The organism is Saccharopolyspora sp. NPDC050642, assembly GCF_040654735.1.
In the GTDB taxonomy this organism is placed as follows: Bacteria; Actinomycetota; Actinomycetes; order Mycobacteriales; family Pseudonocardiaceae; genus Saccharopolyspora; species Saccharopolyspora elongata.
Genome location: NZ_JBFAIN010000029.1, coordinates 1 through 26156, shown reverse-complemented (window position 1 = coordinate 26156; position 26156 = coordinate 1). Strand labels below are relative to the sequence as shown.

25 protein-coding genes are annotated in these 26156 nt (G+C 70.4%); 18 read left to right on the top strand and 7 right to left on the bottom strand.

From position 1 onward, the window contains the following. Window positions 1-56 precede the first annotated feature (56 nt). Complete coding sequence (locus tag AB0H93_RS32055; RefSeq protein WP_358577857.1) at window positions 57-1349, top strand: glycosyltransferase 87 family protein; 1293 nt, start codon at window positions 57-59, stop codon at window positions 1347-1349. On the opposite strand, the gene AB0H93_RS32050 is transcribed toward AB0H93_RS32055, so the two are convergent. Continuing rightward, complete coding sequence (locus AB0H93_RS32050) at window positions 1318-2283, bottom strand: WYL domain-containing protein (RefSeq protein ID WP_358577670.1); 966 nt, start codon at window positions 2281-2283, stop codon at window positions 1318-1320. The two genes, AB0H93_RS32055 and AB0H93_RS32050, sit on opposite strands and share 32 nt — an antisense overlap. An 84-nt stretch (window positions 2284-2367) precedes the next feature. Between AB0H93_RS32050 and AB0H93_RS32045 the strand changes: the two genes are divergently transcribed. Next, window positions 2368-2766, top strand: a complete 399-nt coding sequence (locus AB0H93_RS32045; protein WP_358577668.1) for a DUF3224 domain-containing protein — start codon at window positions 2368-2370, stop codon at window positions 2764-2766. Window positions 2767-2874: 108 nt separating this feature from the next. Here the strand turns inward: AB0H93_RS32045 and AB0H93_RS32040 are convergent, their stop codons facing one another. Continuing rightward, complete coding sequence (locus AB0H93_RS32040; RefSeq protein ID WP_358577665.1) at window positions 2875-4719, bottom strand: acyl-CoA dehydrogenase; 1845 nt, start codon at window positions 4717-4719, stop codon at window positions 2875-2877. 258 nt (window positions 4720-4977) lie between these two features. On the opposite strand from AB0H93_RS32040, the gene AB0H93_RS32035 reads away from it, so the two are divergent. Both AB0H93_RS32035 and AB0H93_RS32030 read left to right on the top strand, forming a co-directional pair. Next, window positions 4978-5934 (top strand): ATP-binding cassette domain-containing protein, encoded by a 957-nt coding sequence (locus tag AB0H93_RS32035; RefSeq protein ID WP_358577662.1) that lies wholly within the window; start codon window positions 4978-4980, stop codon window positions 5932-5934. Further along, window positions 5931-6731 carry an ABC transporter permease gene (locus tag AB0H93_RS32030; RefSeq protein ID WP_358577660.1) on the top strand — a complete coding sequence of 267 codons (801 nt, stop codon included), beginning with the start codon at window positions 5931-5933 and terminating at the stop codon, window positions 6729-6731. The genes AB0H93_RS32035 and AB0H93_RS32030 overlap by 4 nt, the downstream gene beginning before the upstream one ends. Before the next feature lie 4 nt (window positions 6732-6735). Here AB0H93_RS32030 and AB0H93_RS32025 read toward each other — a convergent pair whose 3' ends face one another. Beyond that, complete coding sequence (locus tag AB0H93_RS32025) at window positions 6736-7668, bottom strand: nucleoside hydrolase (protein WP_358577657.1); 933 nt, start codon at window positions 7666-7668, stop codon at window positions 6736-6738. Window positions 7669-7826: 158 nt separating this feature from the next. On the opposite strand from AB0H93_RS32025, the gene AB0H93_RS32020 reads away from it, so the two are divergent. The 9 genes from AB0H93_RS32020 to AB0H93_RS31980 all read left to right on the top strand — a co-directional run bounded on the left by AB0H93_RS32020 (window position 7827) and on the right by AB0H93_RS31980 (window position 16507). After that, on the top strand, window positions 7827-9215 hold the full coding sequence (locus AB0H93_RS32020; RefSeq protein ID WP_358577655.1) for an MFS transporter: 1389 nt from the start codon (window positions 7827-7829) through the stop codon (window positions 9213-9215). A gap of 163 nt (window positions 9216-9378) precedes the next feature. Next, on the top strand, window positions 9379-10134 hold the full coding sequence (locus AB0H93_RS32015) for a MerR family transcriptional regulator (protein ID WP_358577653.1): 756 nt from the start codon (window positions 9379-9381) through the stop codon (window positions 10132-10134). Window positions 10135-10294: 160 nt separating this feature from the next. Continuing rightward, a complete protein-coding gene (locus AB0H93_RS32010) occupies window positions 10295-10738 on the top strand; it encodes a CrcB family protein (RefSeq protein ID WP_358577651.1) in 444 nt (147 codons plus the stop codon). After that, entirely contained in the window at window positions 10738-11079 is a 342-nt protein-coding gene (locus AB0H93_RS32005; RefSeq protein WP_358577855.1) for a DUF190 domain-containing protein, read from the top strand. Before AB0H93_RS32010 ends, AB0H93_RS32005 begins: the two co-directional genes overlap by 1 nt. Next, window positions 11076-11450, top strand: coding sequence for a fluoride efflux transporter CrcB (gene crcB, locus AB0H93_RS32000; RefSeq protein WP_358577649.1), 375 nt, complete (start codon window positions 11076-11078; stop codon window positions 11448-11450). Before AB0H93_RS32005 ends, crcB begins: the two co-directional genes overlap by 4 nt. Before the next feature lie 70 nt (window positions 11451-11520). After that, window positions 11521-11868 (top strand): cupin domain-containing protein, encoded by a 348-nt coding sequence (locus tag AB0H93_RS31995; RefSeq protein WP_358577647.1) that lies wholly within the window; start codon window positions 11521-11523, stop codon window positions 11866-11868. Between the two features lie 15 nt (window positions 11869-11883). Beyond that, window positions 11884-13239, top strand: a complete 1356-nt coding sequence (locus AB0H93_RS31990) for an MBL fold metallo-hydrolase (protein WP_358577645.1) — start codon at window positions 11884-11886, stop codon at window positions 13237-13239. 35 nt (window positions 13240-13274) lie between these two features. Continuing rightward, window positions 13275-14138 (top strand): DUF3592 domain-containing protein, encoded by an 864-nt coding sequence (locus AB0H93_RS31985; protein WP_358577643.1) that lies wholly within the window; start codon window positions 13275-13277, stop codon window positions 14136-14138. Between the two features lie 71 nt (window positions 14139-14209). Next, on the top strand, window positions 14210-16507 hold the full coding sequence (locus AB0H93_RS31980) for a LuxR C-terminal-related transcriptional regulator (RefSeq protein WP_358577641.1): 2298 nt from the start codon (window positions 14210-14212) through the stop codon (window positions 16505-16507). Between the two features lie 181 nt (window positions 16508-16688). Here AB0H93_RS31980 and AB0H93_RS31975 read toward each other — a convergent pair whose 3' ends face one another. Beyond that, complete coding sequence (locus tag AB0H93_RS31975) at window positions 16689-17096, bottom strand: hypothetical protein (protein ID WP_358577638.1); 408 nt, start codon at window positions 17094-17096, stop codon at window positions 16689-16691. A gap of 473 nt (window positions 17097-17569) precedes the next feature. On the opposite strand from AB0H93_RS31975, the gene AB0H93_RS31970 reads away from it, so the two are divergent. The 4 genes from AB0H93_RS31970 to AB0H93_RS31955 all read left to right on the top strand — a co-directional run bounded on the left by AB0H93_RS31970 (window position 17570) and on the right by AB0H93_RS31955 (window position 23683). Beyond that, window positions 17570-19369 carry a hypothetical protein gene (locus AB0H93_RS31970; RefSeq protein WP_358577636.1) on the top strand — a complete coding sequence of 600 codons (1800 nt, stop codon included), beginning with the start codon at window positions 17570-17572 and terminating at the stop codon, window positions 19367-19369. A gap of 126 nt (window positions 19370-19495) precedes the next feature. After that, window positions 19496-20719: an MFS transporter gene (locus AB0H93_RS31965; RefSeq protein WP_358577634.1), complete on the top strand. Its 1224-nt coding sequence runs from the start codon at window positions 19496-19498 to the stop codon at window positions 20717-20719. A 134-nt stretch (window positions 20720-20853) separates the two neighbouring features. After that, window positions 20854-22842, top strand: a complete 1989-nt coding sequence (locus AB0H93_RS31960) for a PhoX family phosphatase (RefSeq protein WP_358577632.1) — start codon at window positions 20854-20856, stop codon at window positions 22840-22842. Between the two features lie 136 nt (window positions 22843-22978). Next, entirely contained in the window at window positions 22979-23683 is a 705-nt protein-coding gene (locus tag AB0H93_RS31955; RefSeq protein ID WP_358577630.1) for a hypothetical protein, read from the top strand. Between the two features lie 3 nt (window positions 23684-23686). Here AB0H93_RS31955 and AB0H93_RS31950 read toward each other — a convergent pair whose 3' ends face one another. The 3 genes from AB0H93_RS31950 to AB0H93_RS31940 form a co-directional block, all read right to left on the bottom strand. After that, window positions 23687-24505: a serine protease gene (locus AB0H93_RS31950; protein ID WP_358577627.1), complete on the bottom strand. Its 819-nt coding sequence runs from the start codon at window positions 24503-24505 to the stop codon at window positions 23687-23689. Window positions 24506-24650: 145 nt separating this feature from the next. Next, entirely contained in the window at window positions 24651-24896 is a 246-nt protein-coding gene (locus AB0H93_RS31945; RefSeq protein WP_358577625.1) for a DUF397 domain-containing protein, read from the bottom strand. Continuing rightward, window positions 24896-25732, bottom strand: coding sequence for a helix-turn-helix transcriptional regulator (locus AB0H93_RS31940; protein ID WP_358577622.1), 837 nt, complete (start codon window positions 25730-25732; stop codon window positions 24896-24898). Before AB0H93_RS31940 ends, AB0H93_RS31945 begins: the two co-directional genes overlap by 1 nt. Before the next feature lie 114 nt (window positions 25733-25846). Here AB0H93_RS31940 and AB0H93_RS31935 point away from each other — a divergent pair. Continuing rightward, window positions 25847-26156: hypothetical protein (locus tag AB0H93_RS31935; RefSeq protein ID WP_358577870.1), on the top strand; the 310-nt coding region annotated here is incomplete at its 3' end.

Below are 26156 nucleotides of genomic sequence, written 5' to 3'. Positions count from 1 at the left end.
GCATCGGCGTCAAGACGGCCCGCAGGTTGACGATCTCCGGCTTGGTCGCGCTGTGCATGTTCACCGCGTTGGCGTTGGCTCTGGGGTATGCCAACAAGGCGCGGTGCACCGGCCCGCTCTTCGACGAGTGGGGGCGTTCGGAGCCCGCTTACCAGGAGCGGGCGTACGGCGACGTGTGCTACTCCGACATCCAGAACCTGTGGATCGGCCGGGACATCGACCGGCACGTCTTCCCCTACGTGCACGGCGGGATCGAGCCTGACGGGACGTTGTACGGCGGCGTGGTCGAGTACCCGGTGCTGACCGGCGTGCTGATCTGGGTGGGTGCGTTGTTCGCCGACACGGACGCGGGTTTCCTGGCCTCGTCGGCGTTGTTGATGGCGCCGTTCGGGCTGGCCGTCGCGTGGTGGCTGGGCCGGTTGAGCGGCTGGCGGGCGCTGTTGTGGGCGTTGAGCCCGCCGCTGGTGCTTTACGCCTTCCACAACTGGGATCTGCCGGTGGTGACGTGCGCGGTGGCCGCGGTGTTCGTCGTGCACCGGTGGACGTCGGTGTCGTTGCGCCGGCGGGCGACGGCGGCCGCGGTGCTGTTGGGCTTGGGTTTCGCGCTGAAGCTGTACCCGGCGCTTTTCGTGCTGCCGCTGGCGTTGTACGTGCTGACCGAGGGCCGCGACGAGCGACGGTTCGACGTTCGCGGCGCGCTGCAGGTGGTGGGGGCCGCGGTCGGGACGGCGGTGCTGGCGAACGTGCCGTTCATGCTGGCCGGGTTCGGCGGCTGGTTGGCGTCGTTCGACTTCCAGTCCCGGCGGCAGGTGGACATCAGCACGAACTCGATCTGGTACTGGGGTTTCCGGCATTGGACCGAGTACGAGGGTTTCCAGTCGGCGATGGGCGTGGTGTCGCCGCTGCTGATGCTGTTGTCGTTCGCGGTGGCTTGCGCGGTCGGCTGGTTGCGCTACGAGCGCACCGGGACATATCCCTGGATCCAGGTGTCGGCGGCGATGTTGTGCGGTTTCCTGTTGCTGCACAAGGTGCATTCGCCGCAGTACACGTTGTGGCTGCTGCCGTTCTTCGTGCTGGTGGCGGTGCGCTGGGGCTGGATCGTGGCGTACCTGGTGGCGGACCTGGCGATGGGCATCAGCATCTTCCGCTGGTTCTACCTGAACATGGCGGGCGAGCCGAACGGCATCCACGACGGTTTCACGTCGCAGGCGCTGATGATCGGCGTCTGGGGCCGGGCGGCGCTGCTGGTGGGCCTGTTCGTGGCGTTCCTCGCCGCGCGCTCCACTGTGGACGATTTCGGCCCGGTGCGGAGCGCGTTCAGGTTGCGTAGCGAGTCGCCAGCGCGGTAACGGTTTCGGCGACCGCGGCGCGGAGTTCGGGCGGGCCGAGCACCTCGGCCTCGGCGCCGAGGCGGAGCACGTCGTGGACGGCGACGTCCTGCCGTTCGACGAGCAGGTCGACCTCGACCCAGCCGTGCTCGTCGGGCGGCCCGGCGGCGGCGAGGGCGCCGGTGCCGAGGGAGCCGAACTTCGCTGGGAGCAGTTTCTGCGCGAGCGGCGAGATCCGCAGGCGCGCTGTTCCGCGGTACATCTCGGCTTCCATGCGCCGGGCGGATTCCGCCCAGCTGGCGGCGAGGTCGAATCCCGCGGGCCGGGCGAAGGCGTCCGGGGTGACCTCCACGGCCAGGAAGCGGGAGATCCGATAGGTGCGGATGGCTTCGCCGACCTGGGCCACGAGGTACCAGATCCCGCCTTTCAGGACGATGCCCAGCGGGTTGAGCTCTCGGTGCACCTCGCCGCGCCAGCGGCGGTAGTGCACGCGCAGGACGCGTTGTTCCCACACCGCCTGGGCGATCTCGGCCAGGTGCGGCACCTCGTCGGCGTCCCGGAACCAGCCCTTCGCATCGAGGTGGAACCGGTCCTGGATGCGGCGGGCCCGTTCGGCCAGTTCGGCGGGCAGCGCGGCTTGGACCTTCAGCTGCGCGGTGGCCAGGACCGCGCCGAGGCCGAGTTCCCGGGCCGGTCCGGGCGCGCCGGCCAGGAAGAGGGAGCCGGCTTCGGCGTCGGTGAGGCCGGTCAGCCGGGTGCGGTAGCCGTCCATCAGGCGGTAGCCGCCGTCGGGTCCGCGGTCGGCGCAGACCGGGACGCCGGCCGCGCCGAGGGCCTCGATGTCGCGGTAGACGGTGCGGACCGACACCTCCAGCGCCTCGGCGAGTTCGGTCGCGGTCATCCGGCCGCGGTTCTGCAGCAGCAGGAGCACGGAGAGGAGCCGGTCGGCGCGCATGGGCCGGATTCTGCCCGACGTACCTGACAGGAGATGTCAGGTACGGCGTTCAAGCTGGTCACAAGACCGATCGAAGGGATGTCCATGACCACCGGCAGTTTCACCGTCGTCCGCTGGGACGAGAGCGTCATCGGCGACGGCGAGCAGCACCCGAAGCTCGCGCGCGCCGCGATCACCAACAAGTTCACCGGTGGCATCGAGGCGGCGGAGGTCGCCTGCGAGTACACCCTCGTGTACAGCACCGAGCTGACCGGCTCGTTCACCGGGATGCAGCTGATCCGCGGGACGCTGGACGGGCGCGAGGGCGGCTTCGCCATCCAGGAGCGCGGTCACTTCGGCGGGGACGGCTCGATCCACTCGACCTTCGAGGTGGTGCCGGGCTCGGGCACCGGCGAGCTGTCCGGGCTGCGCGGAACCGGCCGCTACACGGCCACCAGCGGCGAGCTCACGGTGCCCTACGAGTTCGACTACACCCTGGACTGATCCGTCGTCCACCTAGGACGAGGAGGTGCAGTTTCAATTGAAACTGCACCTCCCGAGGCACCCCCGGTGGTCTGCAGTTTCAATTGAAACTGCAGACCACCGGGTTCGTCAGAAGACGGACTCGTCGAGCTCCATCAGGGAGTTGTCCGCCGCCTCGATGATCTTGCGGCGACCGGTCAGCTCCGGCAGCACGTTCTTGGCGAAGAACCGGGCCACCGCCACCTTGCCCTGGTAGAACGACTGGTCCTTGGCCGAGGCGCCCGCGTCCAGCGCGGCGAGGGCGATCTCGGCCTGGCGCAGCAGCAGCCAGCCGATCAGCACGTCGCCCATGCTCATCAGGAACGACACCGCGTGCTGGCCGACCTTGTAGATGTTCTTGACGTCCTCCTGCGAGGAGGTCAGGAACTCGATCAGCGTGCCGAGCATGCCCTGGGCGTCCTGCAGCGCCCGGGCGACCAGCGCGCGCTCCTCCTTGAGCCGATCGTCGGCGCCCTCTGCCTCCAGCGTCGCCTGGATCTCGGCGGCGATGTGGCCGAGGGCGGCGCCGTTGTTGCGGACGATCTTGCGGAAGAAGAAGTCCTGGGCCTGGATCGCGGTGGTGCCCTCGTACAGGCTGTCGATCTTGGAGTCGCGGATGTACTGCTCGATCGGGTAGTCCTGCAGGAAGCCGGAGCCGCCGAGGGTCTGCAGCGACAGGGTCAGCATCTCGTAGGCCCGCTCCGAGCCGACGCCCTTGACGATGGGCAGCAGCAGGTCGTTGACCTGCTCGGCGACGCTGAAGTCGGTGCCCTCGTGCTGGCCCTGGAAGACCTGGTCCTGGAAGGTCGCGGTGTAGAGGTAGACCGAGCGCAGGCCTTCGGCGTAGGCCTTCTGCAGCATCAGGATGCGGCGCACGTCCGGGTGGTTGGTGATGGCCACGCGCGGCGCGGTCTTGTCGGCGGCCCTGGTCAGGTCGGCGCCCTGCACGCGCTCCTTGGCGTAGTCCAGCGCGTTGAGGTAGCCGGTGGACAGGGTGCCGATGGCCTTGGTGCCGACCATCATCCGGGCGTACTCGATGACCTGGAACATCTGCGCGATGCCGTCGTGCACCTCGCCGAGCAGCCAGCCCTTGGCCGGTACGCCGTGCTGGCCGAAGGTCAGCTCGCAGGTGGCCGAGGCGTTCAGGCCCATCTTGTGCTCGACGTTGGTGACGAAGGCGCCGTTGCGCTCGCCGGGCTCGCCGGTGGCGCCGTCGAAGTGGAACTTGGGCACCAGGAACAGGCTCAGGCCCTTGGTGCCGGGCTTGGCCTCGATGCCGGGACCTTCGGGGCGGGCCAGCACCAGGTGCATGATGTTCTCGGTCATGTCCTGGTCGGCGGAGGTGATGAACCGCTTCACGCCCTCCAGGTGCCAGGAGCCGTCCTCCTGCTTGATGGCCTTGGTGCGGCCGGCGCCGACGTCGGAGCCCGCGTCCGGCTCGGTGAGCACCATGGTGGCGCCCCAGCCGCGCTCGATCATCAGCTCGGCCCAGCGGCGCTGCTCCTCGGTGCCGTTGCGCCACAGGATCGTCGCGAAGTTCGGGCCCGCCATGTACATGTAGATGGCCGGGTTGGCGCCGAGCATGAGTTCGGCGGCGGACCAGATGACGGTGGGCGGGGTGCCGTAGCCGCCGAGCTCGTCCGGCAGGCTCAGCCGCCACCACTCGCCGTCCATGACCTGCTGGTAGGACTTCTTGAACGCCTCGGGCAGCGTCACCGAGTGGGTGGCCGGGTCGAACTTGGCGGGGGTGCGGTCGCCTTCGACGAAGGAGTCGGCCAGCGGTCCGGTGGCCAGCTCGTTGAGTTCGCTGAGCACGCCTCGCACGGTGTCCTCGTCGGACTGCTCGAAGGCGCCCTTGCCCAGCCGTTCCTGCACCTTGAAGACCTCGAAGAGGTTGAACTCCAGGTCTCGGACGTTGCTCTTGTAGTGGCCCATCGAAGGCTCCCTCGTGCGCGCTGCTGCGGGCGGGCCCGGCCCTGCCCTTACTCGTCGGTAACAAGAGGGTATTACCTGACGGTAACTTCTGCCAAGCGGCCTTCCGGACGCTTTCCGGAATCGGGCCGCGTCCAGGGGCGTTCCGCCGGAAAAATCCTGTTCATCCGTGATCGATCGCCTGAAAGCAGCAGCGGTGCGTCGGACCGGACACCTAGAGTTGCGCTCACAATTCCCGCGACTACCCCAGCGGAGGCCCCGATGACGGCGGTGCGCGCGGAAGCCCTGGTGAAGACATTCGGCGCGAACCGCGCGCTCGACGGCGTGGACCTCGAGATCCCGACCGGCCAGGTGCTCGGCCTGCTCGGCCCCAACGGCGCGGGCAAGACCACCGCCGTGCGGATCCTCACCACGCTGCTCAAGCCGGACTCCGGGCGGGCCTTCGTGGCCGGGCACGACGTGCTCGCCGACCCGCAGGCGGTCCGCCGCTCGATCGGCCTGTCCGGGCAGTACGCGGCGGTCGACGAGAACCTCACCGGCTACGAGAACCTCTACATGGTCGGCCGGCTGTACGGCATGACCCGCGCCGACGCGACCGCGCGCGCCCGGCGGCTGCTGGACCGGTTCCGCCTGCAGGAGGCCGCCGACCGGCCGTCGAAGGGCTACTCCGGCGGCATGCGGCGACGGCTCGACCTGGCCGGCGCGCTGGTCGCCGCCCCGGCCGTCGTGGTGCTCGACGAGCCCACCACCGGCCTGGACCCGCGCGGCCGGATGGACACCTGGCAGGTCATCGGCGAACTCGTCGCCGACGGCACCACCGTGCTGCTGACCACGCAGTACCTGGAGGAGGCCGACCAGCTGGCCGACAGCATCGCGGTGATCGACCGCGGCCGGGTGATCGCCAGCGGCACCGCCGACGAGCTCAAGTCGCAGGTCGGCGGCGAGCGCCTCGAACTGGTCGTGCAGGACGCGACCGACCTGCCGGTCGTCGCGCGGGTGCTCGGCGAGGTCGGCGCCGGGGAACCGGAGGTCGAGGAACACCTGCGGAAGGCGTTCGTCGCCGTGGACAGCGGGCCGAAGTCGCTGATCGAGGCGCTGCGTCGGCTGGACGCCGAAGACGTCGCGGTGCACGACGTCGCGCTGCACCGGCCGACCCTGGACGACGTGTTCCTGGGCCTCACCGGCCGGCGCACCGACGAGCAGGAGGGGCAGCCATGAGCGCGCTCGCCACCAGCATCCGCGACAGCAGCGTCGTCGCGTGGCGGAACCTGGTGAACATCAAGCGCAACCCGGACTGGCTGCTGTCCAGCACCGCGCAGCCGATCATGTTCGTGCTGCTGTTCGCCTACGTCTTCGGCGGCAGCCTCGGCGGCGAGGCGTACCGGGAGTTCCTGATCGGCGGAATCTTCGTGCAGACCGTCGCGTTCAACAGCGCGTTCACCGTGATCGGGCTGGCCAACGACCTGAACAAGGGCATCGTGGACCGGTTCCGGTCGCTGCCGATGTCGCGGATCGCGGTGCTGCTCGGCCGCACCTCGTCGGACCTCGTGATCAGCGTGCTGACCGTGGTGATCATGTCGGTGTGCGGGCTGCTGGTGGGCTGGCGGATCCGCGGCAGCCTGTTCGAGGCGCTGCTCGCGTTCTTCATCCTGCTGCTGTTCTCGTTCGCGATGTCCTGGGTCGGCGCGTTCATCGGGCTGATCTCGCGCAGCGTCGAGGTGGCGCAGAGCGCCGGGCTGCTGTGGCTGTTCCCGGTCACCTTCGTCTCGTCGGCGTTCGTGCCGGCGGAAGCGATGCCCGCGCCGCTGCGCGCCTTCGCGGAGTGGAACCCGATCACCGTCACCGCGGACGCGCTGCGCCAGCTCTACGGCAACCCGCTGCGGGTCACCGGCCCGCCGCCGGACAGCTGGCCGGCGCAGCACGCGGTGCTCTACTCGATCGGATCCGCGCTGGTCATCCTGGCGATCTTCATGCCGCTCGCGGTCGCCCGCTACCGCCGCGTCGCCAGCCGCTGACCGCTCACGAATCCAGCAGTCCGGCGAGGAACTCCGCGACGAGGCCGTCGCGGTCGATCTCGGCCGCCACGTCGATCAGCGGGCCGTCGGGTTCGGAGAACTCGCGGCGGTCGACGACGAGCATGCCTCGGGTGTGCTCGCCGCGGAGCTCCACCCGGACCGGGGCCTGCTCGCAGCGCGCGAGATCGGGCCGCACCGCGAGCACGGCGGCGCTCGGGTCGTGCAGCGGGCAGCCGGGCCGGGTGTGCCTGCCGCGGTAGAACTGCAGGTAGTGCTGGAGGATCGCGTGCGCGAACTCGGCCTTGCGGCCGGGCGCCGCGGCGATCCGGTCCACATCGGACTGGTCGAGCCAGGTGCGCATCGTGACGTCCAGGCCGACCAGCGTCAGCGGCCAGCCCGCGCCGAGCACCAGCGCGGCGGCCTCCGGGTCGTGCCAGATGTTGGCCTCGGCGAACGGGCTGATGTTGCCGGGTTCCCGCGTCGTGCCGCCCATGACGACCACGTTGCGCACGAGTTCCGGCAGCCGCGGTTCGAGCAGCAGCGCCAGCGCCAGGTTCGTCAGCGGACCGGTGGCCACGACGGTGCACTCGCCGGGCAGCTCCCGCGCGATCCGGACGAGCTGCTCGGCCGCCGACACCGGCTCGGGCCGCAGTTCGGGCACGGGGCTGGCGTGTCCGCCGAGGCCGTCCTCGCCGTGCACGAGCGCGGAGATGTCCAGCGGTTGCGCCAGCGGGCGCTGCGCGCCGACCGCGACCGGGACGTCCCGCCGGCCGGCGACGTCGAGCACCTGCAGGGCGTTGGCGGCGGCAGCGTCGGCCGGCGCGTTGCCGTGCACCGTGCCGACCGCGACGAGCTCGACGTCCTCCCGGCCCAGGAGGAACAGCGTCGCGAGCGCGTCGTCGATCCCGTAGTCGCCATCAAAGATGATCTTGGCCAAATCGCCACCTCGCTCGGGTCGAATCACGGCAATCGTTATCCGCACAGTTGGATCTAGTTCTATCAGCTGTTTCAACAAAAAGTTAGGCGAATCGTTGACGTTCTAGCGACCGATGCCTACCTTCTACGGAAATCGATTCCATCACTACGGGAGTGATCATGGTCGGGTCCGTCGTGGATCGGCCCGCGGCAACGCGGCAACGCACCGGGCTGGTGCTCACAGCGCTGATCATCGGTGTGGTGAGCTTCCAGCTCAACGCCACCATGGTCACCCCGGCCATGCCGGACATCGCCCGCACCCTGGGCACCACCACCGACCTGGTCGGCCTGTCGCAGACCATGTTCCTGCTGATCGGCGGCCTCGCGGGCGTCGTGCTGTCGCGGCTGAGCGACCACGTCGGGCGGCGCAAGGTCCTGGTGATCTCGCTGCTGGTGATGTCCGCGGGCTCGCTGATCGCGATGCTCGCGCCGAACATCGGCGTGCTGATCGCGGCCCGGGTGCTGCAGGGCGCGTCCGGCGCGACGTTCCAGCTCACCTACCTGATCCTGCGCGACGTCCTGTCGCCGAAGCAGTTCGGCCAGGCCCTCGGCCTGGTGACCGCGATCAACGGCGGCGTCGGCGGCCTCGACGGGCTGGCCGGCGGCGCGCTGGCCGACACCGTCGGCTTCCGCGCGGTGTTCGCGGTGATCCTCGGCCTGGGCGTGATCGCCGCGCTGCTGGCGGGCAGGTTCGTGCCCGAGACCCACGCCGGCACCGGCGGCCGGATGGACTGGGCTGGCGCGGTCGCGCTGACCGGCGCGCTCGCGGCCCTCAACCTCGGCATCAGCCAGGGCAACGACCAGGGCTGGCTCAGCCCGCTCGCGCTCGGCCTGCTGATCGGCGGCGCCGTGCTGCTGGCCGTGTTCTGGCGGGTCGAGAACCGCGTCGGCGAGCCGCTGATGGCCGCCCGCCACCTGCGGTCCCGGCAGGTGTGGCCGCTGGTGGCGACCACGCTGCTCGCCCTCACCGGCGTGTTCTGCGCGATCAACTTCACCGTCGTGCTGCTCAGCCAGGACGAGCAGCTCGGCTACGGCATGAACGCGACCCTGTCGGCCCTGATGTTCCTGGCGCCGCCCGCGGTGATCGGGCTGGCGTCCGGGCCGGTGGCCGGCTGGCTCGCGCCGCGCGTCGGCTGGCGGCTGGTGCTGCGCGTGGGGCTCGCGCTGAGCATCGCCTCGCTGGTCTTCGCCGCAGCCTTCGCCGACTCGCGGTGGCTGGTCTTCGCCGCGTTCATCGGGCTCGGCATCGGCTACAACGGCCTGGTCATGACGACGCTCAGCGGGCTCGGCGTGGTGCTCTCACCGGAGGAGAGCCCCGGGGCCCTGCCCGGCATGAACGGCGCGGCGTTCGGCATCGGCGCCTCGCTGGGCATCGGCATCGTCGCGCCGACCGTCGACGGCGGCGACTACCACACGGCGCTGTGGATCTCGGTGGCCGTGACGGCGCTGGCGCTGGTCGCGTCGTTCCTGATCAAGCCCCCGTCGACGACCGACGGCGAGAACGTCTAGCGGCGTTCGCCACTGGAAGCAGGCGCCGTTTTCGCGCGAAAGCGGCGCCTGCCAGGCGTGCGAACGCCGGTTTCGCGCGAAACCGCCCCGTCCTCCCCGCACAATTCGGGTTGACCCTCACGTCACGTGAGGCCGCATGCTCGGTGCCGAGGAGGCGAGGACCATGAGCTACTCGGTCGGCGAGGCGGCCCGGATCGCCGGGGTGACCGTGCGGACGCTGCACCACTACGACGAGATCGGCCTGCTGACCCCCAGCGGCCGGACGGCGGCGGGCTACCGCAGCTACTCCGACCCGGACCTGGACCGGCTGCGCCGCATCCTGTTCTACCGGGAGCTCGACCTCGGCCTCGACGACATCGCGAACATCCTCGCCGACGGTGGCGCGCACGCGCACCTGAAGCGGCAGCACGAGCTGCTGCTGGCCCGCATCGAGCGGTTGCAGCGGATGGTCGCGGCGGTGGAACGCGAGATGGAGGCGGACACGATGGGGATCGACCTGACGCAGGAGGAGAAGTTCGAGCTGTTCGGCGACTTCGACCCGGACGACTACGCCGCGGAGGCCGAGCAGCGCTGGGGCGGCACCGACGCCTACCGGCAGTCCCAGCAGAAGATGTCCGGCTTCACCAAGGCGGACTGGAAGCGGTTCATGGCCGAGCAGGAGGACATCGGCCGCCGGCTCGCCGAGGCGATGCGGGCCGGGCACGCGCCGGACGGCGAGGCGGCGATGGACCTCGCCGAGGAGCACCGCGGGCACATCACGCGCTGGTGCTACGACTGCACCTACGAGATCCACCGCGGTCTCGGCGAGATGTACGTGGCGGACGAGCGGTTCGCGGCGAACTTCGAGAAGCTCGTGCCCGGCCTCGCCGAGTACGTCCGGACGGCGATCAACGCCAACGCCACCCGAGCCGGCGCGTAGGCGGCCCGTCCCGGATCACCGCAATTTCCATTGAAATCGAAGGTTCGATTTCAATGGAAATTGCGGCCATCACCCACCCTGCCAACGGTGATCACCTGGCCACGACGACGTCCGCCGGGGAGCGGGGTAGCGTTTCGCACCGGAACAGGTGAGGAGCGTGATGAGTTCGGCATTCCCGGCTGAGCTGCAGCCGCAGAGCAAGCCCCGGGCCAGGGCCGCGTGGGACGTGTACGCGGTGGTCGCGGCCGGCGGCACGCTGGGCTCGCTGCTGCGCTACGGCGCGTCCCTGGCCTGGCCGGGGCCGTTGTCGACGTTGCTGGTCAACGTGATCGGCTGCGTGGCCATCGGGGTGCTGATGCACGTGATCACCGAGCTCGTCGTCGCGCACCGGCTGGTCCGGCCGTTCCTCGGCGTCGGCGTGCTCGGCGGGTTCACCACGTTCTCCACCTACGTCGTCGACGCGCTGCACCTCGTGCTCGACCACCAGCCCGCGCTCGCCCTGGCCTACCTGGTCGGGACCGTGCTGAGCTGCCTGCTCGCGGTGCTCGTCGGGGTTCTCGCGGCGCGCTCGGTGGCGCGCCTGTTCGGGCGGGGTGATCGGTGATGCGACTGCAGGGCGAGGCGTTCCGGCTCACCGCGATCGTCGGCGAAGGCGACACCTACCAGCACAAACCGCTGTACCACGAGATCGTGCTGCGGGCCAGGCACGCCGGGCTGGCCGGCGCCTCGGTGTTCCGCGGCGTCGAGGGCTTCGGCGCGACGGCGGCGATCCACACCGCGCGGCTGCTGTCGCTGAGCGAGGACCTGCCGGTCGCGGTGGTGATCGTCGACGACGAGCAGCGGGTGCGGAGCTTCCTGCCGGAGCTCGACGGGCTGGTCACCAACGGCCTGGTGCTGCTCGACGAGGTCGAGGTGATCCGCTACGCCGGCAAGGAGCCGCGGTGACGTTCGTGCTGGTCGCGGCCGGTGGGGCGCTGGGCGCGTGCCTCCGGTTCCACACCGATCGCTGGGTGCAGGCGCGGCACGACACCGGCTTCCCGTGGGGCACGGTGACGGTCAACGCGATCGGCTCGCTGATCCTCGGCTTCCTCGCCGGCGTCGCGCTCTTCGGCGTGCCGATCCCGGTGCTCCAGACCTTCCTCGGCGTCGGCTTCTGCGGCGCGCTGACCACCTTCAGCACGTTCAGCTACGAAACCGTCCGGCTGCTGCTCGACGGCGCGCGGCTGTTCGCGGTGCTCAACGTGGTCGTCACGACGCTCGCCGGGATCGGTTCGGGCGTGCTCGGCGTGGTGCTGGCCGCCGCGATCTGGGGCTGACCCGCCGCGCTGCCCGACCGCCCCTGCGGCGGGAGAATCGAGGCGAAACGGGGCACGGGAGGGGGATCCGATGAGCGACACCACGATCATCAAGGTGGACGGCGCGCACTCACCGCGCGGCGCCCTCGGCCAGTACTACCTCGCCGAAGGCGTCGGCCTGGCGATGCGGCTGTGGCGCGACGAGCCGCCGGGCGTGGACAAGCAGTCGGCGGCCCGCGACTACGAGACCGCCGGATACGTGATCAGCGGCCGCGCGGAGCTGCAGAGCGAGGGCCAGACGGTGCTGCTCGAACCGGGCGACTCGTGGATCATCCCGAGGGGCGCCGAGCACCGCTACAAGATCCTCGAAACGTTCACAGCCGTCGAGGCCACGCACCCGCCGGCCCAGGTCCACGGCCGCGACGAGAAGTCCGGCTGACCTACGGGTGGTGTCATGGTCGCGGTGGAAGTCGTCGAGACCTCATCGCTGGGCGACCGCAGCTACCTCGTCACCGACGGCGCGGTGGCGGCCGTGGTGGATCCGCAGCGCGACGTCGACCGGATGTTCGCCGTCGCCGGTCGCCGAGGGGTCCGCATCACCCACGTGCTGGAGACGCACATCCACAACGACTACCTCTCCGGCGGCTTGGAGCTGTGCCGGCTGACCGGTGCGGAGTACGGGGTGTCGGCGTCGGACGTGGTGTCGTTCTCGCGGCGCCCGCTGGCCGAAGGCGATGTGGTGGCGGTGTCGCCGGGGATGCGGCTGCGCGTGCTGGCGACGCCCGGTCACACCTTCCACCACCTGTCGTACGTGCTCGAAGAGCCCGGCGGCGTGGTCGGGGTGTTCACCGGCGGGTCGCTGCTGTTCGGCTCGACCGGGCGCACCGATCTGCTCGGCCAGCAGCACAGCGAGGAGCTTGCCCGGCAGCAGCACGCGTCGGTGCGCAAGCTCGCCGAGGTGCTGCCGGACGACGCGGCGATCTGGCCGACGCACGGCTTCGGCAGCTACTGCTCGGCCGACGCCGTGCCCGGCGGCTCCGCGACCGTGGGCCAGCAGAAGAAGGTCAACGCCGCGTTCCGGCTCGGCGAGGACGAATTCGTCGACCACGCCCTGTCCGCGCTGGACGCGTTCCCGGCGTACTACGCGCAGATGGGCGCGCGGAACGCGGCCGGGCCGGAGCCGGTCGACCTGCGGGAACCGGCCCGGGTGCGGCCGACTGAGCTGGCCCGGCGGCTGCGCGTCGGCGACTGGGTGGTGGACCTGCGGTCCCGCCGGGCGTTCTCGCGCGCGCACCTGGCGGGCACGATCAGCCTCGGCCTGGACGGGCCGCTGGCCACCTGGCTCGGCTGGCTGGCCGACCGGGGCGCGCCGCTGACGCTGGTCGGCGAATCGCCGGAGCAGGTCGCCGCCGCGCAACGCGAGCTGGCGCGCATCGGCATCGAGCGGCCGATGGCGGCGGTCGGGCATCCGCACGAGCTCGCCGCGGACTCGAGCCTGGTGCGCAACCTGCCGTCCGCGACGTTCGACGACCTCGCCGAAGCCGGCCCGGGAACGGTCGTGCTGGACGTGCGGATGCGCCGCGAGTGGCGGGCCTGCCACCTCAAGAACGCCGTGCACATCCCGCTCTTCGAGCTGCGCGACCGGACGCACGAGCTCCCGGACGGGGTCGTGTGGGTGCATTGCAGCGCCGGGTACCGGGCCGCCGCGGCGGCGTCGCTGCTGGCGCGCGCGGGCCGCGAGGTGGTGCTCGTCGACGAGGAGTTCGCCGCCGCGCACCGGGCCGGTCTGCCGCTGGTGTCCGACCGCTGAGGAACCGCCGGCGCCCGGCGCGAGTCTGATCGGGCGTGGACTTCGACTTCGGCGTGCTGCCCGTGCTGGTGCCGGTGGTGCTCGGCGCGATCTTCCTGGTGGGCGGCGCGCGGCAGATCCGGCGGAACCGGCTGCTGGTCCGCCACGGCAGCCGGGCGCACGGGATCGTGGTCGCCCAGGACAGCAGGTGGTCGTCGTCGAACGACGGCTCGGGCGGCAGCTACCAGCACGCGCCGGTGATCGAGTTCGTCGCCGAGGACGGCCGGACCCACCGGGCGAAGTCGGAGATCTCGAAGACCCACACGTCGTTCATCCCCGGTCGGCGCGTCCTGGTGCACTACGACCGCGCCGACCCGTCGAAGATCTTCCTCCCCGGCCACGACGGCGGGCCTGCGGTGATCTTCACGCTGATCGGCGCCGTCGTGCTGGCCGTCGGCCTGGCGGCGCTCTGGGCGTTCTGGCGAGGCGTGACCGCCGACGACCTGATGGACAACGGTGTCCTGTTCGGGGCGGCGTTCCTGTGCGTCGGCGGCAGCGTGCTGGCCATCGGAGTCGCCGGGATCCTCGCCACGCTGCGCATCAAGACCGGTCCGCGCTCCCGCGGCGTCGTGATCGGCGAAACGACCAGCACCGGCCCGCAGGGCATGACGCGGCACCACGCGGTGGTCCGCTGGACCGCCCCGACCGGCGAGGTGCTGGAGGCGCCCAGCGGGCGCGGCCGGCTGATCCGCCGCATCCCGGTGGGCACCGGGATCACCGTCCGCCAGCACCCGCACGACCCGTACCGGATCCTGCTGGCCGGCGACGGGCCGGAGCTGGCCAGCTTCGCGTTCCTGCTGTTCGGCGGCCTGTTCAGCGCGGTCGGCGGCATCATCACCTGGGCCGTGCTGCACTCCTGACGACGCCGTTCGGGGGAACCCGGGCCTACACTCGGTGTCGACAAGGCGTTCGGCGAGCACGGGTGGCCGCCATGACAACCCGGCGGGTGGGCAGACTTCCCGACGACCTGACGAGCTTCGTCGGCCGCCGCGGGGCGATCACGCAGGTGAAGCGGCTGGTGTCGGCCTCGCGGCTGGTGACCCTGACCGGAGTGGCCGGGGTCGGCAAGTCGCGGCTCGCGATCCGCGTCGCGCGCGATCTGCGCCGCGCCTTCCCGGACGGCATCTGGCTGGTGGAACTGGGCAAGGTCCTGCCCGGCGACGACCTCGCCCAGGTGCTGGTCAGCAGCCTCGGGCTCGAACCCTCGGACCTGCCGCCGGAGGCGGCCCTCGCCGATCAGCTCGCCGACAAGCGGATGCTGATCCTGCTCGACGGCTGCGAGCACCTGCTGGACGAGTGCGTGCCGCTGGTCGGGGACCTGCTCGCCGCCGCCCCCGAGGTGCGCGTCCTCGCCACCTCCCGCGCGCCGCTGGCGCTCGCCGCGGAGCGGGTGTGGCCGGTGCTGCCGATGGTCATGCCGCGGGTGGACCGGGAAGGCCACGTGGTGCAGCGCGCCACCGGTTTCGAGGTGCTGGAGCTGTTCGCCGACCGGGCCTCGGCGGTGCTTCCGGGATTCGTCATCGGCCCGGCGAACGAGGCGCTGGTGGTCCGGCTGTGCCGGCAGCTCGACGGCCTGCCGCTGGCCATCGAGCTGGCCGCGGTGTGGATGCGGTCGCTGTCGGTGGAGGAGATCGTCGACCGGCTCAGCGACCGGTACCGCCTGCTGACCTTGGGCGATCGCAGCGGCCTGCCGCACCACCGCACGCTGCGCGCGGCGGTCGAGTGGAGCTTCGACCTGTGCTCGCCGACCGAACAGGCCGTGTGGGCGCGGCTGTCGGTGTTCGCCGGCGGTTTCGAGCTGGACGCGGCGGAGGCGGTCTGCGTCGGCGACGGCGTGACCGTCGAGGACGTGTTCATCGGCGTCGCGGGCCTGGTGGAGAAGTCCGTGCTGGTCAAGGAGGACCAGCCCGCCACCCGTACCCGCTACCGGTTGCTGAAGACGATCCAGGAGTACGGGCGCGAGCGGCTCGGCGGCGGCGCGAAGGAGCTCGCGCTGCGGCGGCGGCACCGCGACCACTTCCTGCTGCTCGCCGAGCACGTCGACGCGGAATGGCTCGGCCCGCACCAGGTGGAGTGGCTGACCCGGCTGCGGCAGGACCGGTCGAACCTGCGCGCCGCCCTGGACTTCTGCCGCACCGAGCCCGGCGAGGGGCATGAGGGCCTGCGGATGGCAGCGGCCCTGCGGTTCTTCTGGGCGGCCGGCGGTTCGCTGCGGGAAGGCCGGTACTGGCTGGACGAGATGCTCCAGGCGGTGTCCGAACCAGGTCAGCAGCGAGCCCGGGCGCTGACGACGAACGGCCTGGTCAGCGCCATGCAGGGAGACACCGAAGCCGCCCGCGCGCTGCTCGCCGAAGCACGGGACGCGGCGCGGCGGGCGGAGTACGGCTCGGTGCTGGCGCTGACCACGCACATCGCCGGGCTGGTCGACCTGCTGCGCAACGAGAACGCGGCGGCAACGTCCCGGCTGGCCGAAGCGCTGGAACGGCGGGAGATGCTGCAGCACGACGGGGTCGCGCTGCTCAGCCTGCCGAACCTGGCGCTGCTGGCGGCGTTCCGCGGCGACTGCGAGCGAGCCGTCGAGCTGTGCGAGGAATGCCGGGAGATCTGCGAGGAGCACGGCGAGCTGTGGGGCCGCTCGTGGGCCGAGCTGGTGCTCGGGCTGGCCCGCTGGCGGCAGGGCGACTTCCCGGCCGCGCTGGCGCACGTGCACGAATGCCTGCGGATCAAGCAGCTGTTCAACGACGTGCCCGGGATGCTGATGGCGATCGAGCTGGAGGCGTGGTTGTCCGCGACCCAGGGCCGGGTGGCGCGTGCGGCCCGGCTGAGCTCGGCGGTGGCGCACCTGTGGCGGCCGCTGGGCCGCTACCTGTTCGGCCTGGAGCGCTACCTCGGCTGGCACGCGGAAGCCGACGCGCGCATCCGGAACGCCCTGCCAACAGCAGAACTCCGCGCTGAGCGCAGCCGCGGCGCGGAGTACACGCTGGACGAACTGATCAGGTTCGCGCTCGGCGAGCGCCCGCCCGCGCCGTCCGAGGAAGAGCCGGTGCGGCTGACGCCGCGGGAACGCGAGGTGGCGCGGCTGGTCGCGCAGGGGTTGTCGAACCGGCAGATCGCCGAGCAGCTGGTGATCTCGAAGCGGACCTCGGACAGCCACATCGAGCACATCCTCGCCAAGCTGGGCGCCACCTCGCGCGCGCAGATCGCGGTCTGGGTGGCCGAACAGCCGTGACGCGAGGGGCAGTTGAAGTGAACGGCCTGTTCACCGCGCCTATCGAGACGAACGGTCCGTTCACTCCATCCCATCGGGCATCCACCGAAGCCGGGCGAATGAGGCGAACAGGCCGTTCACCTCTCCTACCGAGGCGATTACGTCGTTCACTCCACGCTCAGCCGCTCATGGCGGTCCGGGCTCAGGCCGTCATGGCGAGCGCGGTGTCGGCCCGGGCGCGGCGGGCTGCCGAGATGACGACCTGCCGGCTCGGCGCCGGGCGGTCCGCGCGCGGCGGGCTGATCCAGCTCGGGTCGTCCAGCGGCGGCAGGGCCAGGCGGGCGCCGGCCGGCACGCCGGCGACCTCGGCGAGCTCCTCGGGCAGTTCGACGCGGCCGCCGGGTTGGGTGAGCAGCACCCAGTCGGCGCCGTCGACCAGCACGGGTCCGGCTTGGAGGTGGATGGCGAGCACTTGGTGCACGCGGGCGGCAAATTCGGCGGGCATCCGCAGCGCGCCGATGCGGCCGCCGACGATGAGTGTGGTGCGGTCGGAGTTCGGGTCGTGCTCGACCCACCAACCGTAGGAGCGGTATTCGGAAGAGCTGTTCATCTCGACTTTTCGCGGGCCTTCGAGGATCGGGGGATGGTGAACCGGCGAGGTGGGTGCGGCGGCTCCGTTGCCGCCTAGTCGGACGGGTGGCACCCGCCTCGCCGGTGGGAGGGCCGAACAACAGGCAGCTGGGGCAAGTAGCTGCTGTCCGGTCAATGCAACCTCCTCCCTGGTGCGGGAACGCCGCTGGGATCCGGGGGTCGACCCTGGCCGGGACGAACGGGTGGGCCGCGGTCGCTCCGGCGGCTTTCGCCGTTCGACCACCGGTTTCCCGAGCGGTGCGTCCGTTTCCGGACGTGTCGAAAGCATGGGCCGAAAGACCCTGGTGCCGAAGCGGGACATGTACCGAGGGCCATACCTAGATACCGCCCGTTCAGGGGATCACGACACGCGCACCCAACTCGCTTGGATCCCCGCCGCCGCTCGGCGTGCTACCTAACCTGATCCGCACACCTGAGCGAGAGGAGCACGTGATGCGAACTGCCTTCATCCACGGCGAGGTCGGCCGGTTCGAGGCGGCGCGCGGCGAGCTGGTCGCGGCGTTCACCCGCAGCCGGCCGGAGTCCGACGCAGGCTGGTTGGCCGGGTGCCTGCTGGACGACAAGTTCACCAGGGACGGGCTGCTGGCCCGCTGGACCGAAGAAGACCTGGTGCGATTCCTGGTCGAAGTGGTGCCCCGCCGGTTGCTCGTGCCGAAGTGGTCGCTGGCGCCGGATTTCCTGCACCAGTGGCTGGATTTCCTGGCCGCGGCGGGCCTGCTCACCTCGCCCGGCTCGCTCGCCGAGCTGCACGGAGCGGTGGAGCGGGCCGTGCCGGACTACCTGGCGGCGATGGCGGAGCCGACCGAGTGGGCAGCGGCGAAGTTCTGGGACGCGACGATGTGCGAACTCGGCTTCGATCCGGAGGATCCGGGGTCGGCGGCGGAGTTCTTCGACGCGGTGGACGCAGGCGAGATCGACTTCGACGGCGAGATCCTGGAGGAGATCGAGCGCCGCGACGCGCAGGAGCCGCCGGACCAGCCCGCGCTCTGGTTGCCGCCGGTCGATCTCGTCCACGTCGAGCCGCACCGGGCCATCGCGGCGAATTCGCCGGTCATCCGGCAGATGCGCGCCGTCCTGGAATGGCTCGGCACCGGCCGCGATCCGTCCGATGTGGACGACCTGGTCGCGGCCCTCGGCGAGGCGTCCGGCGTCGAGGAGGCCGACCTGCTGCTGGAGTGGGCCGAGCGGGCGGGCCTGGTCCGGCCGGCCGGAGACCTGCTGGTGCCCGCGCTGATCGCGGAGCCCCTGCTGGCGGAACCGGAGTTGCTGTGGACCCGGCTCTGGCAGTGCTTCGTGCTGATCGACGACGTGTTCCACGCCGAGCTCGACGGGATCGCCGAGGACGAGGACGCGCTGCCGGAGATCGTCCAGGCCGCGCTGAGCGTGCTCTACTCGCGGACCGACGCGGTGCCGCTGGAGCTGGTGGTGTCGATGGCCTGCGATCTCCTGGACGCGGGAGAGCCGAGCGACCGGGAGGCCGTGCGCGGCATCGTCCGCCGGATGCTCGCCCAGTGGGAGGCGATGCTGGCGGTCCGCTGCCACGTCACCACCGCCCCGGAGGAGATCGAGGTGCTGGAATCCGCCGTGCCCGCAGGCGTCGCCGCCGATCGCACCATGATCGAGCTGATGCCACCGGGCCTGTGGGCGGCGCGGGAATCGTTGCGCGCCTTCGGCTTCCAAGTGCCCACTGTGGACGATCTGGTGCAGTACCCGGCCGAGCTGCTGGCGCTGGTGGCCGCGGATACCCCGGCCGACGTGCAGCAGGTGCTGATCCCGCGGTGGATCGAGCAGCGCGGCGCGAAGCAGGCCGGCGCGGAGCTGGCGGAGCTACTCCGGCGCGTGGACGATCCGGCGATCCGCCTGGCGGCGCTGGGCCTGCTGGAGCACACCGGCACCGAGGGCGTTTCGGCGGTGCGCGAGCTGGCCGAGCATCCGGTGGCCGGCCCGGCGGCGCGGATGTGGCTGCAGTCCCGCCCCGCGAGCACCGAGAACATGGTCCGCCCCGGCGATGAGCTGCTGTTCTCCCTGGACGGCATGGCGGCGGCGCTGGACGAGGACGTCGACCTGTTCCTCGCGGAGTTCAGCAGGCAGCCGGGGCCCGCGCAGGTCGAGCTGATCGCGGAGATCGCCACGACGGAGCACAACAGCGTCGGCGAGATCCTCGCGGTCCTCGCCGAGCACCACGAAGAGGAGGTGATCGCGGCGGCAGCGCAGGCGGCCCTGAGCTCCTGAGCACCGCGATTCCGGCCCGGTCGGGCCTCCACCGATAGTGAGCTCGCTCATCGTCGTTTGTCCCGCTAACCAAAACTTGTTAGCATTGCGAACGAATTACTTCCGTTCAGCGAGGGGTGGCGACCGATGAGCGCCGGGCACGACGTTCGGTTACTCGACGTTTTCAAGGGACAACCGAAGGCGGTGTGGATCACCGCGTTCGCGGCCGTGATCGCCTTCATGGGCATCGGCCTGGTCGACCCGATCCTGCTCTCGATCGCAGAGGCGCTGAACGCCGGCCCCGAGCAGGTCACGCTGCTGTTCTCGTCCTACCTGGGCGTGCAGGTGCTGGCGATGCTGATCACCGGCGCGTTCAGCGCGCGCTTCGGCGCGAAGCGGACCGTGGTCACCGGGCTGGTGCTGATCGTGGTGGCGACGCTGGCGTGCGCGATGGCGAGCTCGATCGGCGAGCTCGTCGCGCTGCGCGCGGTGTGGGGCCTCGGCAACGCGTTCTTCATCGCCACCGCGCTGTCGGTGATCGTCGGCGCCGCCAGCGGCGGCCAGGGGGCCGCCATCATGCTCTACGAGGCGGCGCTGGGCATCGGCCTGTCCACCGGCCCGCTGCTGGGCGCCCTGCTGGGCAACATCTCCTGGCGCGGGCCGTTCGCCGGCACCGCGGTGCTGATGGCGATCGCGCTGATCCTCTCGGCGGGCTTCCTGCCCAAGGACGGAGACCGCGCCGACCGGACCAAGGTCCGGCTGCTCGACCCGATCCGGGCGCTCCGCCACGGCGGCCTGCTGCGCACCTCGCTCGGCGCCGCCTTCTACACCGCCGCGTTCTTCATCGTGCTGGCCTGGTCGCCGTTCGTCCTGGAGTTCGGCGCGATCGCGGTCGGCCTGGTGTTCTTCGGCTGGGGCCTGTGCGTCGCCCTCGCCGGTGTGTTCCTGGCCCCGCGGCTCGCGGCGCGGCTCGGCGAGGTCGGCGGCACCATCTTCGCGGTGCTGATCTTCGCGGTGCTGCTCGGCGTCATGACGTTCGGCTCGAAGCCCGTGGTGGTCGTCGCGGTGATCCTCAGCGGCTTGGCCTCCGGCCTGCTCAACACCCTGTTCACCGGAACCGCGATGAGCATCAGCGACGCGCCGCGCCCGGTCGCCAGCGCGGGCTACAACTTCCTGCGCTGGCTCGGCGGGGCGGCCGCGGCCACGCTGGTCGGGCATGTGGCCCAGTGGTTCGGCTCGCAGCACGCCCCGTTCGCGGCCGGCGCGATCCTCTGCGTGATCGCCGCGGGCCTGCTGTTCGCGGAGCTGCGCACCCAGGCCAACACGCGCACGGTTCCCGCCGAGGCCGTGCTGGTCGGCGAAGAGTTCTGACCCCGTCCCCTAACTGAATAACCCGATTGAGCAAGCACTCTTCGAGAATTCGCCGAGTTTTCGAAGAGTGTTTGCTGCTTGTTGGTGGTGTCATACGCTCCTAGCCATTTCTCGATCAAGCTTGGGAGGTTGCGGTGGCACAGCCGGGCGAACGTCGACTCCTACCGCTGTTGTCGGCCGGGCGGGCGCGGGTGACCTGCCGGTACCGCTGCGGCGACCAGTGCGCGGAGCACCCGCCGAACCCGACGGAGAACCAGTACTTCGGCGACCTGCTGCAGAACGTGCTGTCCCGCCGGGGTTTGCTGCGCGCCGGCGCGGTGGTCGCGGCCTCCGCCGCGGTGCTGCCCGGCCTCGCCGGACGGCCCGCCGTCGCCGCGCCCGGCCGGCCGCCGGGGCTGGACTTCACCCCCGTGCGGCCGAACAGCGAAGACGCCGTCGTCGTGCCGGAGGGCTACCAGCAGCAGGTCGTGATCCGGTGGGGCGACCCGATCCTGCCCGGTGCCCCGGAGTTCGACTTCGACGACCAGACCCCGGAAGCCCAGGAGCGGCAGTTCGGCTACAACAACGACTTCTGCGCGCTGCTGCCGCTGGACGACGACCGGCGGCTGATGGTGAACAACCACGAGTACACCTCCGAGGAGTTCCTGTTCCGCGGCTACGACCCGGAGAACCCCACCGAGCAGCAGGTCCGGGTCGCCTGGGCCGCGCACGGGTTGTCGGTCGTGGTGCTCGAAACCGGCGACGGCGCGCCGAAACCGGTGCTCGACCCGCTGAACCGGCGGATCACCCTCAACACCCCGTTCGAGCTGCGCGGCCCGGCGGCGGGCAGCGAACTGCTGAGGACTCCGGCGGATCCGACCGGCACGCGATCGTTCGGCACCATGAACAACTGCTCCGGCGGCGTGACCCCGTGGGGCACGATCCTCTCGGGCGAGGAGAACATCCACTTCTACTTCGCCAACGCCGACTCGGTCACCGACCCGGCGACCAAGGAGCGGCTGGCGCGCTACGGGATCAAGGGCGCCGCCAGCGAGCGGAAGTGGGAGCGCTTCGACTCCCGCTGGGACCTGGCCAAGCAGGTCAACGAGCCGAACCGGTTCGGCTGGATCATCGAACTCGACCCGCACGACCCGGAATCGACGCCGGTCAAGCACACCGCCCTCGGCCGCTTCAAGCACGAGGGCGCCAACATCCGGGTGGCCGACGACGGCCGGGTCGTGGCGTACATGGGCGACGACGAGAAGTTCGAGTACGTCTACCGCTTCGTCTCGGACCGGCGGATGAAACCGGGCCGCAGCAAGCACGCCCGGCGGCACAACATGTCGCTGCTCGACTCGGGCACGCTCTACGTCGCGAAGTTCACCGGCGACAGCCCGGACGAGATCGACGGCTCCGGCAAGCTCCCGGCGGACGGCGAGTTCGACGGCTCCGGCGAGTGGATTCCGCTGGCGCACAACGACACCAGCTTCGTGCCCGGCATGACCGCCGAGGAGGTCTACGTCTTCGCGCGCCTCGCGGCCGACAAGGTGGGCGCCACGAAGATGGACCGCCCGGAGGACGTGCAGCCGCACCCGAAGACCGGCCGCGTCTACGCCGCGCTGACGAACAACTCGGACCGCGGGGCGGCCGGCAAGGCACCGGCCGACGAGCCGAACCCGCGCAACGGCAACAAGCACGGCCAGGTCCTGGAGCTCGACGACGACCCGGCGAGCACCCGCTTCGCCTGGCGCCTGCTGCTGGTCTGCGGCGACCCGAACGACCCGGCGACGTACTTCGCGGGTTTCGACAAGTCCCAGGTCAGCCCGATCGCCTGCCCGGACAACGTGGCCTTCGACAGCCACGGCAACCTCTGGATCACCACCGACTCGTCGGAGGCCCTAGGCGCCAACGACGGCCTCTACGCCGTGCCGTTGGAAGGCCCGGAACGAGGCCACGTGATGCAGTTCCTCAGCGTCCCGCGCGGCGCGGAAGCCTGCGGCCCGATCATCGAGGACGACCTGATCATGGTCTCGGCCCAGCACCCGGGAGAGGTCGACGGGGCCAACGCCGACAACCCGGTCTCGCACTGGCCGGATGGCGGGACCAGCCAACCCCGCCCCTCCGTGGTGGCCGTCTGGCGCTGATCGTCCCGGCCGCGCCGCGCCCCTGACCGGCGGCGTGGCGCGGCCGGCAGAACGGCGGAACTGCGGCTCGTGGTGGCGCGTCTCAACCTCGGCATGCCGGCCCGCGGGGCGGTCGGCAGCGGGAGAGAGGCGACGGATGTACCCGACTTGGCTGACCGCCGACCTGGTGTTCCCGGAGGGGAACCTGGTGGAGCACCTGACCGCGGCGACGGAACTCGTACCGGAGTCGCTGCTCGACGACAGCGGGCAGGCCGTCGAGATCGCGGAGTGCATCGACGACGGGTACAACCACCTCTGGATGAACGCGCTGCACTTCGTCGGGCACTGGGCCGACGAGGCGGGCCGGGCCGACGAGCTGCCGACCGAGTTCTGGTTGCGCGTGGCGCAGGCGGCGCACGCCATGGAGTTCCCGGAGTTCGTGCCGTACTGCCACGGCAAGGCGAAGGGCCTCCCGCACCAGGACCCGGGCGACCTGATGGCGGCGTTCAGCACGATGCCGTCCGTCGTCGAGGTTTCCGGTGAGCTGCGCGAGCTCTGCCTGGCAGCGGCCGAGCACCTTCTCACCGACGACCCGTCCACGGCCAAGATGCTCGACGAGATTGACCTCGACGCGCTCGCCGCACATCTGCGCAACGGCGCGTACGACCGGCTCGGCGAGCACCTCAGCGAACTGTTCTCGGATGCCTTCGACGACCTCTTCGAGCTGGTGACCAGCCCGGACTTCCCGGCGGAGCGGGCGAAGCACGCCTGGGCGGTGATCGGCCCGAACCCGTTCCGGGTGGTCCTCGGCGACGGCATGTTCCCGACCACCGAAGCCCAGCCCTGGTGGCGGGCCATCTGAAAGTCACCGGACGGTGCGGAATTCCTGGGTTCCGGTGACCAACGAGATGTTCCGCAGCGACGAGTGCGCGTGCAGGTAGTTCAACTCGCGCGCTAGATCGCCGGCGCCGTTGCTCCCGAAGTTCTGCGCGGAAATGTTCAAAGTGGACAGCACGCCCACCGCGCGCCCCGACGAATCCAGGACTCCGCTGCCGGAGTCGCCGGGGATGCCCGGCGTGACCGTGAAGATGGTGTGGTTCCAGCCGCCGCCGGAATCGCCGAGCGAGGTGCCCGCCTTCGCGTTCAGGTCGCCGACGCTGGCCCGCAGCTTCGAACTGCCGTAGGTCACCACGACGTCGCCCTGCTGCAGCCCGCCGGTGTTCAGGCCGCTGGGGCCGCCCCACACGGGCAAGCTCGGGTTGACCTTCCCGACATCGGCCGGGTCGAGCTGGATCAGCGCGAAATCGTTGTAGGCGCAGGTGTCGGCGTCCTTCTCCTTGAGCGCCTGCATCGTCAGCCACGAGCTGTAGACCAGCACGCCCGGCTTGCTCGCGCCGGTGATCTGGACCTGGGTGCCGATGGGCAGCGACGGCGAAGTGCAGCCGTTGGTCTGCTCGACGCCGCCGGTCCTGGCGCAGTGCGCGGCCTGCCCGAGGTACACCTTCGACCCGCCCTGGAACACGAAGTTCGAGGTGCACTGCGCGGAGTTGGTCACGGTCTGCACGCCGGGATGCACGGCCGCGCTGGACGAGGCGGCCCAGCGCGGCTCAGCCGAAGCGAACCCGCCGGCCGTCAGGACGGCAACGGCGACCAACGAGACCAAGGGAGCGGAACGAGTCCTCACGATCACGGCCTCCTCCCCGAACCGCGCCGAAGGGACCGCTACCTGATACCACACCCCGCGACCTGCGGCGATGCCGATCAGCCGAGCACGACCTCAAGAAACCCACCCGCCCCACCAGCCACTTCCGCGCCACTGGAGAAGGCCCTTAGCGGTCGAAGACGCCGCCCTTGACCGCGCCGATGAACCGGTGCCAGCTCGGCACCGGCACGGCTAAGTGCCCACCGTCGCGGTCTTTCGTGTCACGGACTCCGACGGCGTCGACCCCGAATCCGACCTCGACGCAGCTGGACTGCGTCCCGCTGTAGCTGGACTTCCGCCAGCCGACCTCGACGCAGTTGGTGTCAGGTCCAGATCGGCTGGACTTCCGCCAGTGCATGAATTCTTCAGTCACTACCCCTCCAAGCCATCAAGGTAGGAGCGGATCAATGCCGCAGACTGATCCGCTCCCAGCGCATCCGCTTGGAGCGTAGTCGTGAGGTCGCGAAAATCGGTCGTGTCTTCTGGCTTGTCGAGGAACTGTCCCGAACGGCGATGCTCCAGATGAACGATCGGGTCGGCCTTCGCGAACTCCAACAAGATGTGCGAGCCGTCCTGTCCAATGTGGGCACCCAGATCAAACGGCAGGACTTGAACCGTGACGGTGTCAAGCTCGGCGGTCTTCAGGATGTGCCTGAGCTGGTCGGCCATGACTTCCTTGCCGCCGATCGGCCGTCGCAGTACGGCTTCGTCAACGAGGGCAACGAATTTGACTGGTGAAAGCCGTGTCAGCACTTCCCGCCGCCCCATCCTGATCGCGACGAGCATCTCGATTCGCTCGGGCGAAACCCCGCCTACACGAAACACGGCCCGTGCGTAATCCGCGGTCTGCAAGAGACCTGGCACCCTGATCAAAGAAAGGTCGCTGATACGCGTGGCTTCGCGTTCGAACTCCAGCAACGCGGAGAGCTGACGCGGGATCCCGGTTGGGCCGACCTCGGTCCAGTTCGGTTGGTCCGCTTCCTTGGCGGCCTTGACCAGCTCATCCCGGCGTATGCCCGTGACTTGATAGATGGCGAGCATGGCACCGAGGTCCTCGGCGCTGGGCACCTTTTCACCGCACTCGATCCGGCTGATCGTTGAACGCGAGAAGTTGAGGCGCTCTTCGAGCGCTCGCACGGTAAGCCCAGCCTGCTTGCGGAGATCTCGGAGTTCCGCACCAAGTACGCGAGCTTTCGCGGTGTTCGCCATGCCTTCACCCTATGTCGTTCAGTGATCACTCGATGTGGTCAACCTAGCTTGTCCCTGGGACTATTTCTAGACCCGGTGACATAGCTTTGTCTCAGAACAAGTCAGGAGGCGGGGATGTTCGAAAGTGCTGGTGTGGACTGGTTTTGGCGGCCGGTGGGGGTTGGGCGGCATGCGTTCGGCGTGGCCGCGAAGCGGGCCGAGCCGTATGCGTCGGTGACGTCGTTCTGCGGCGTGCAGGTGGAGGCGTGGCAGGTGCAGCGACTGCCACGAGAGCTGGAGTGGATCAACGAGGACACCTGCATGGACTGCTGGCGGCGAATCACCGCCGGGTGGAGGACCACCGGGTTGTCGATGGCTGCCGCGAGCTCCCGGTCGGCCACGGCCTCGGCATGGGCGACGGTGTCCCTCGCCCCGCCGTGCACCT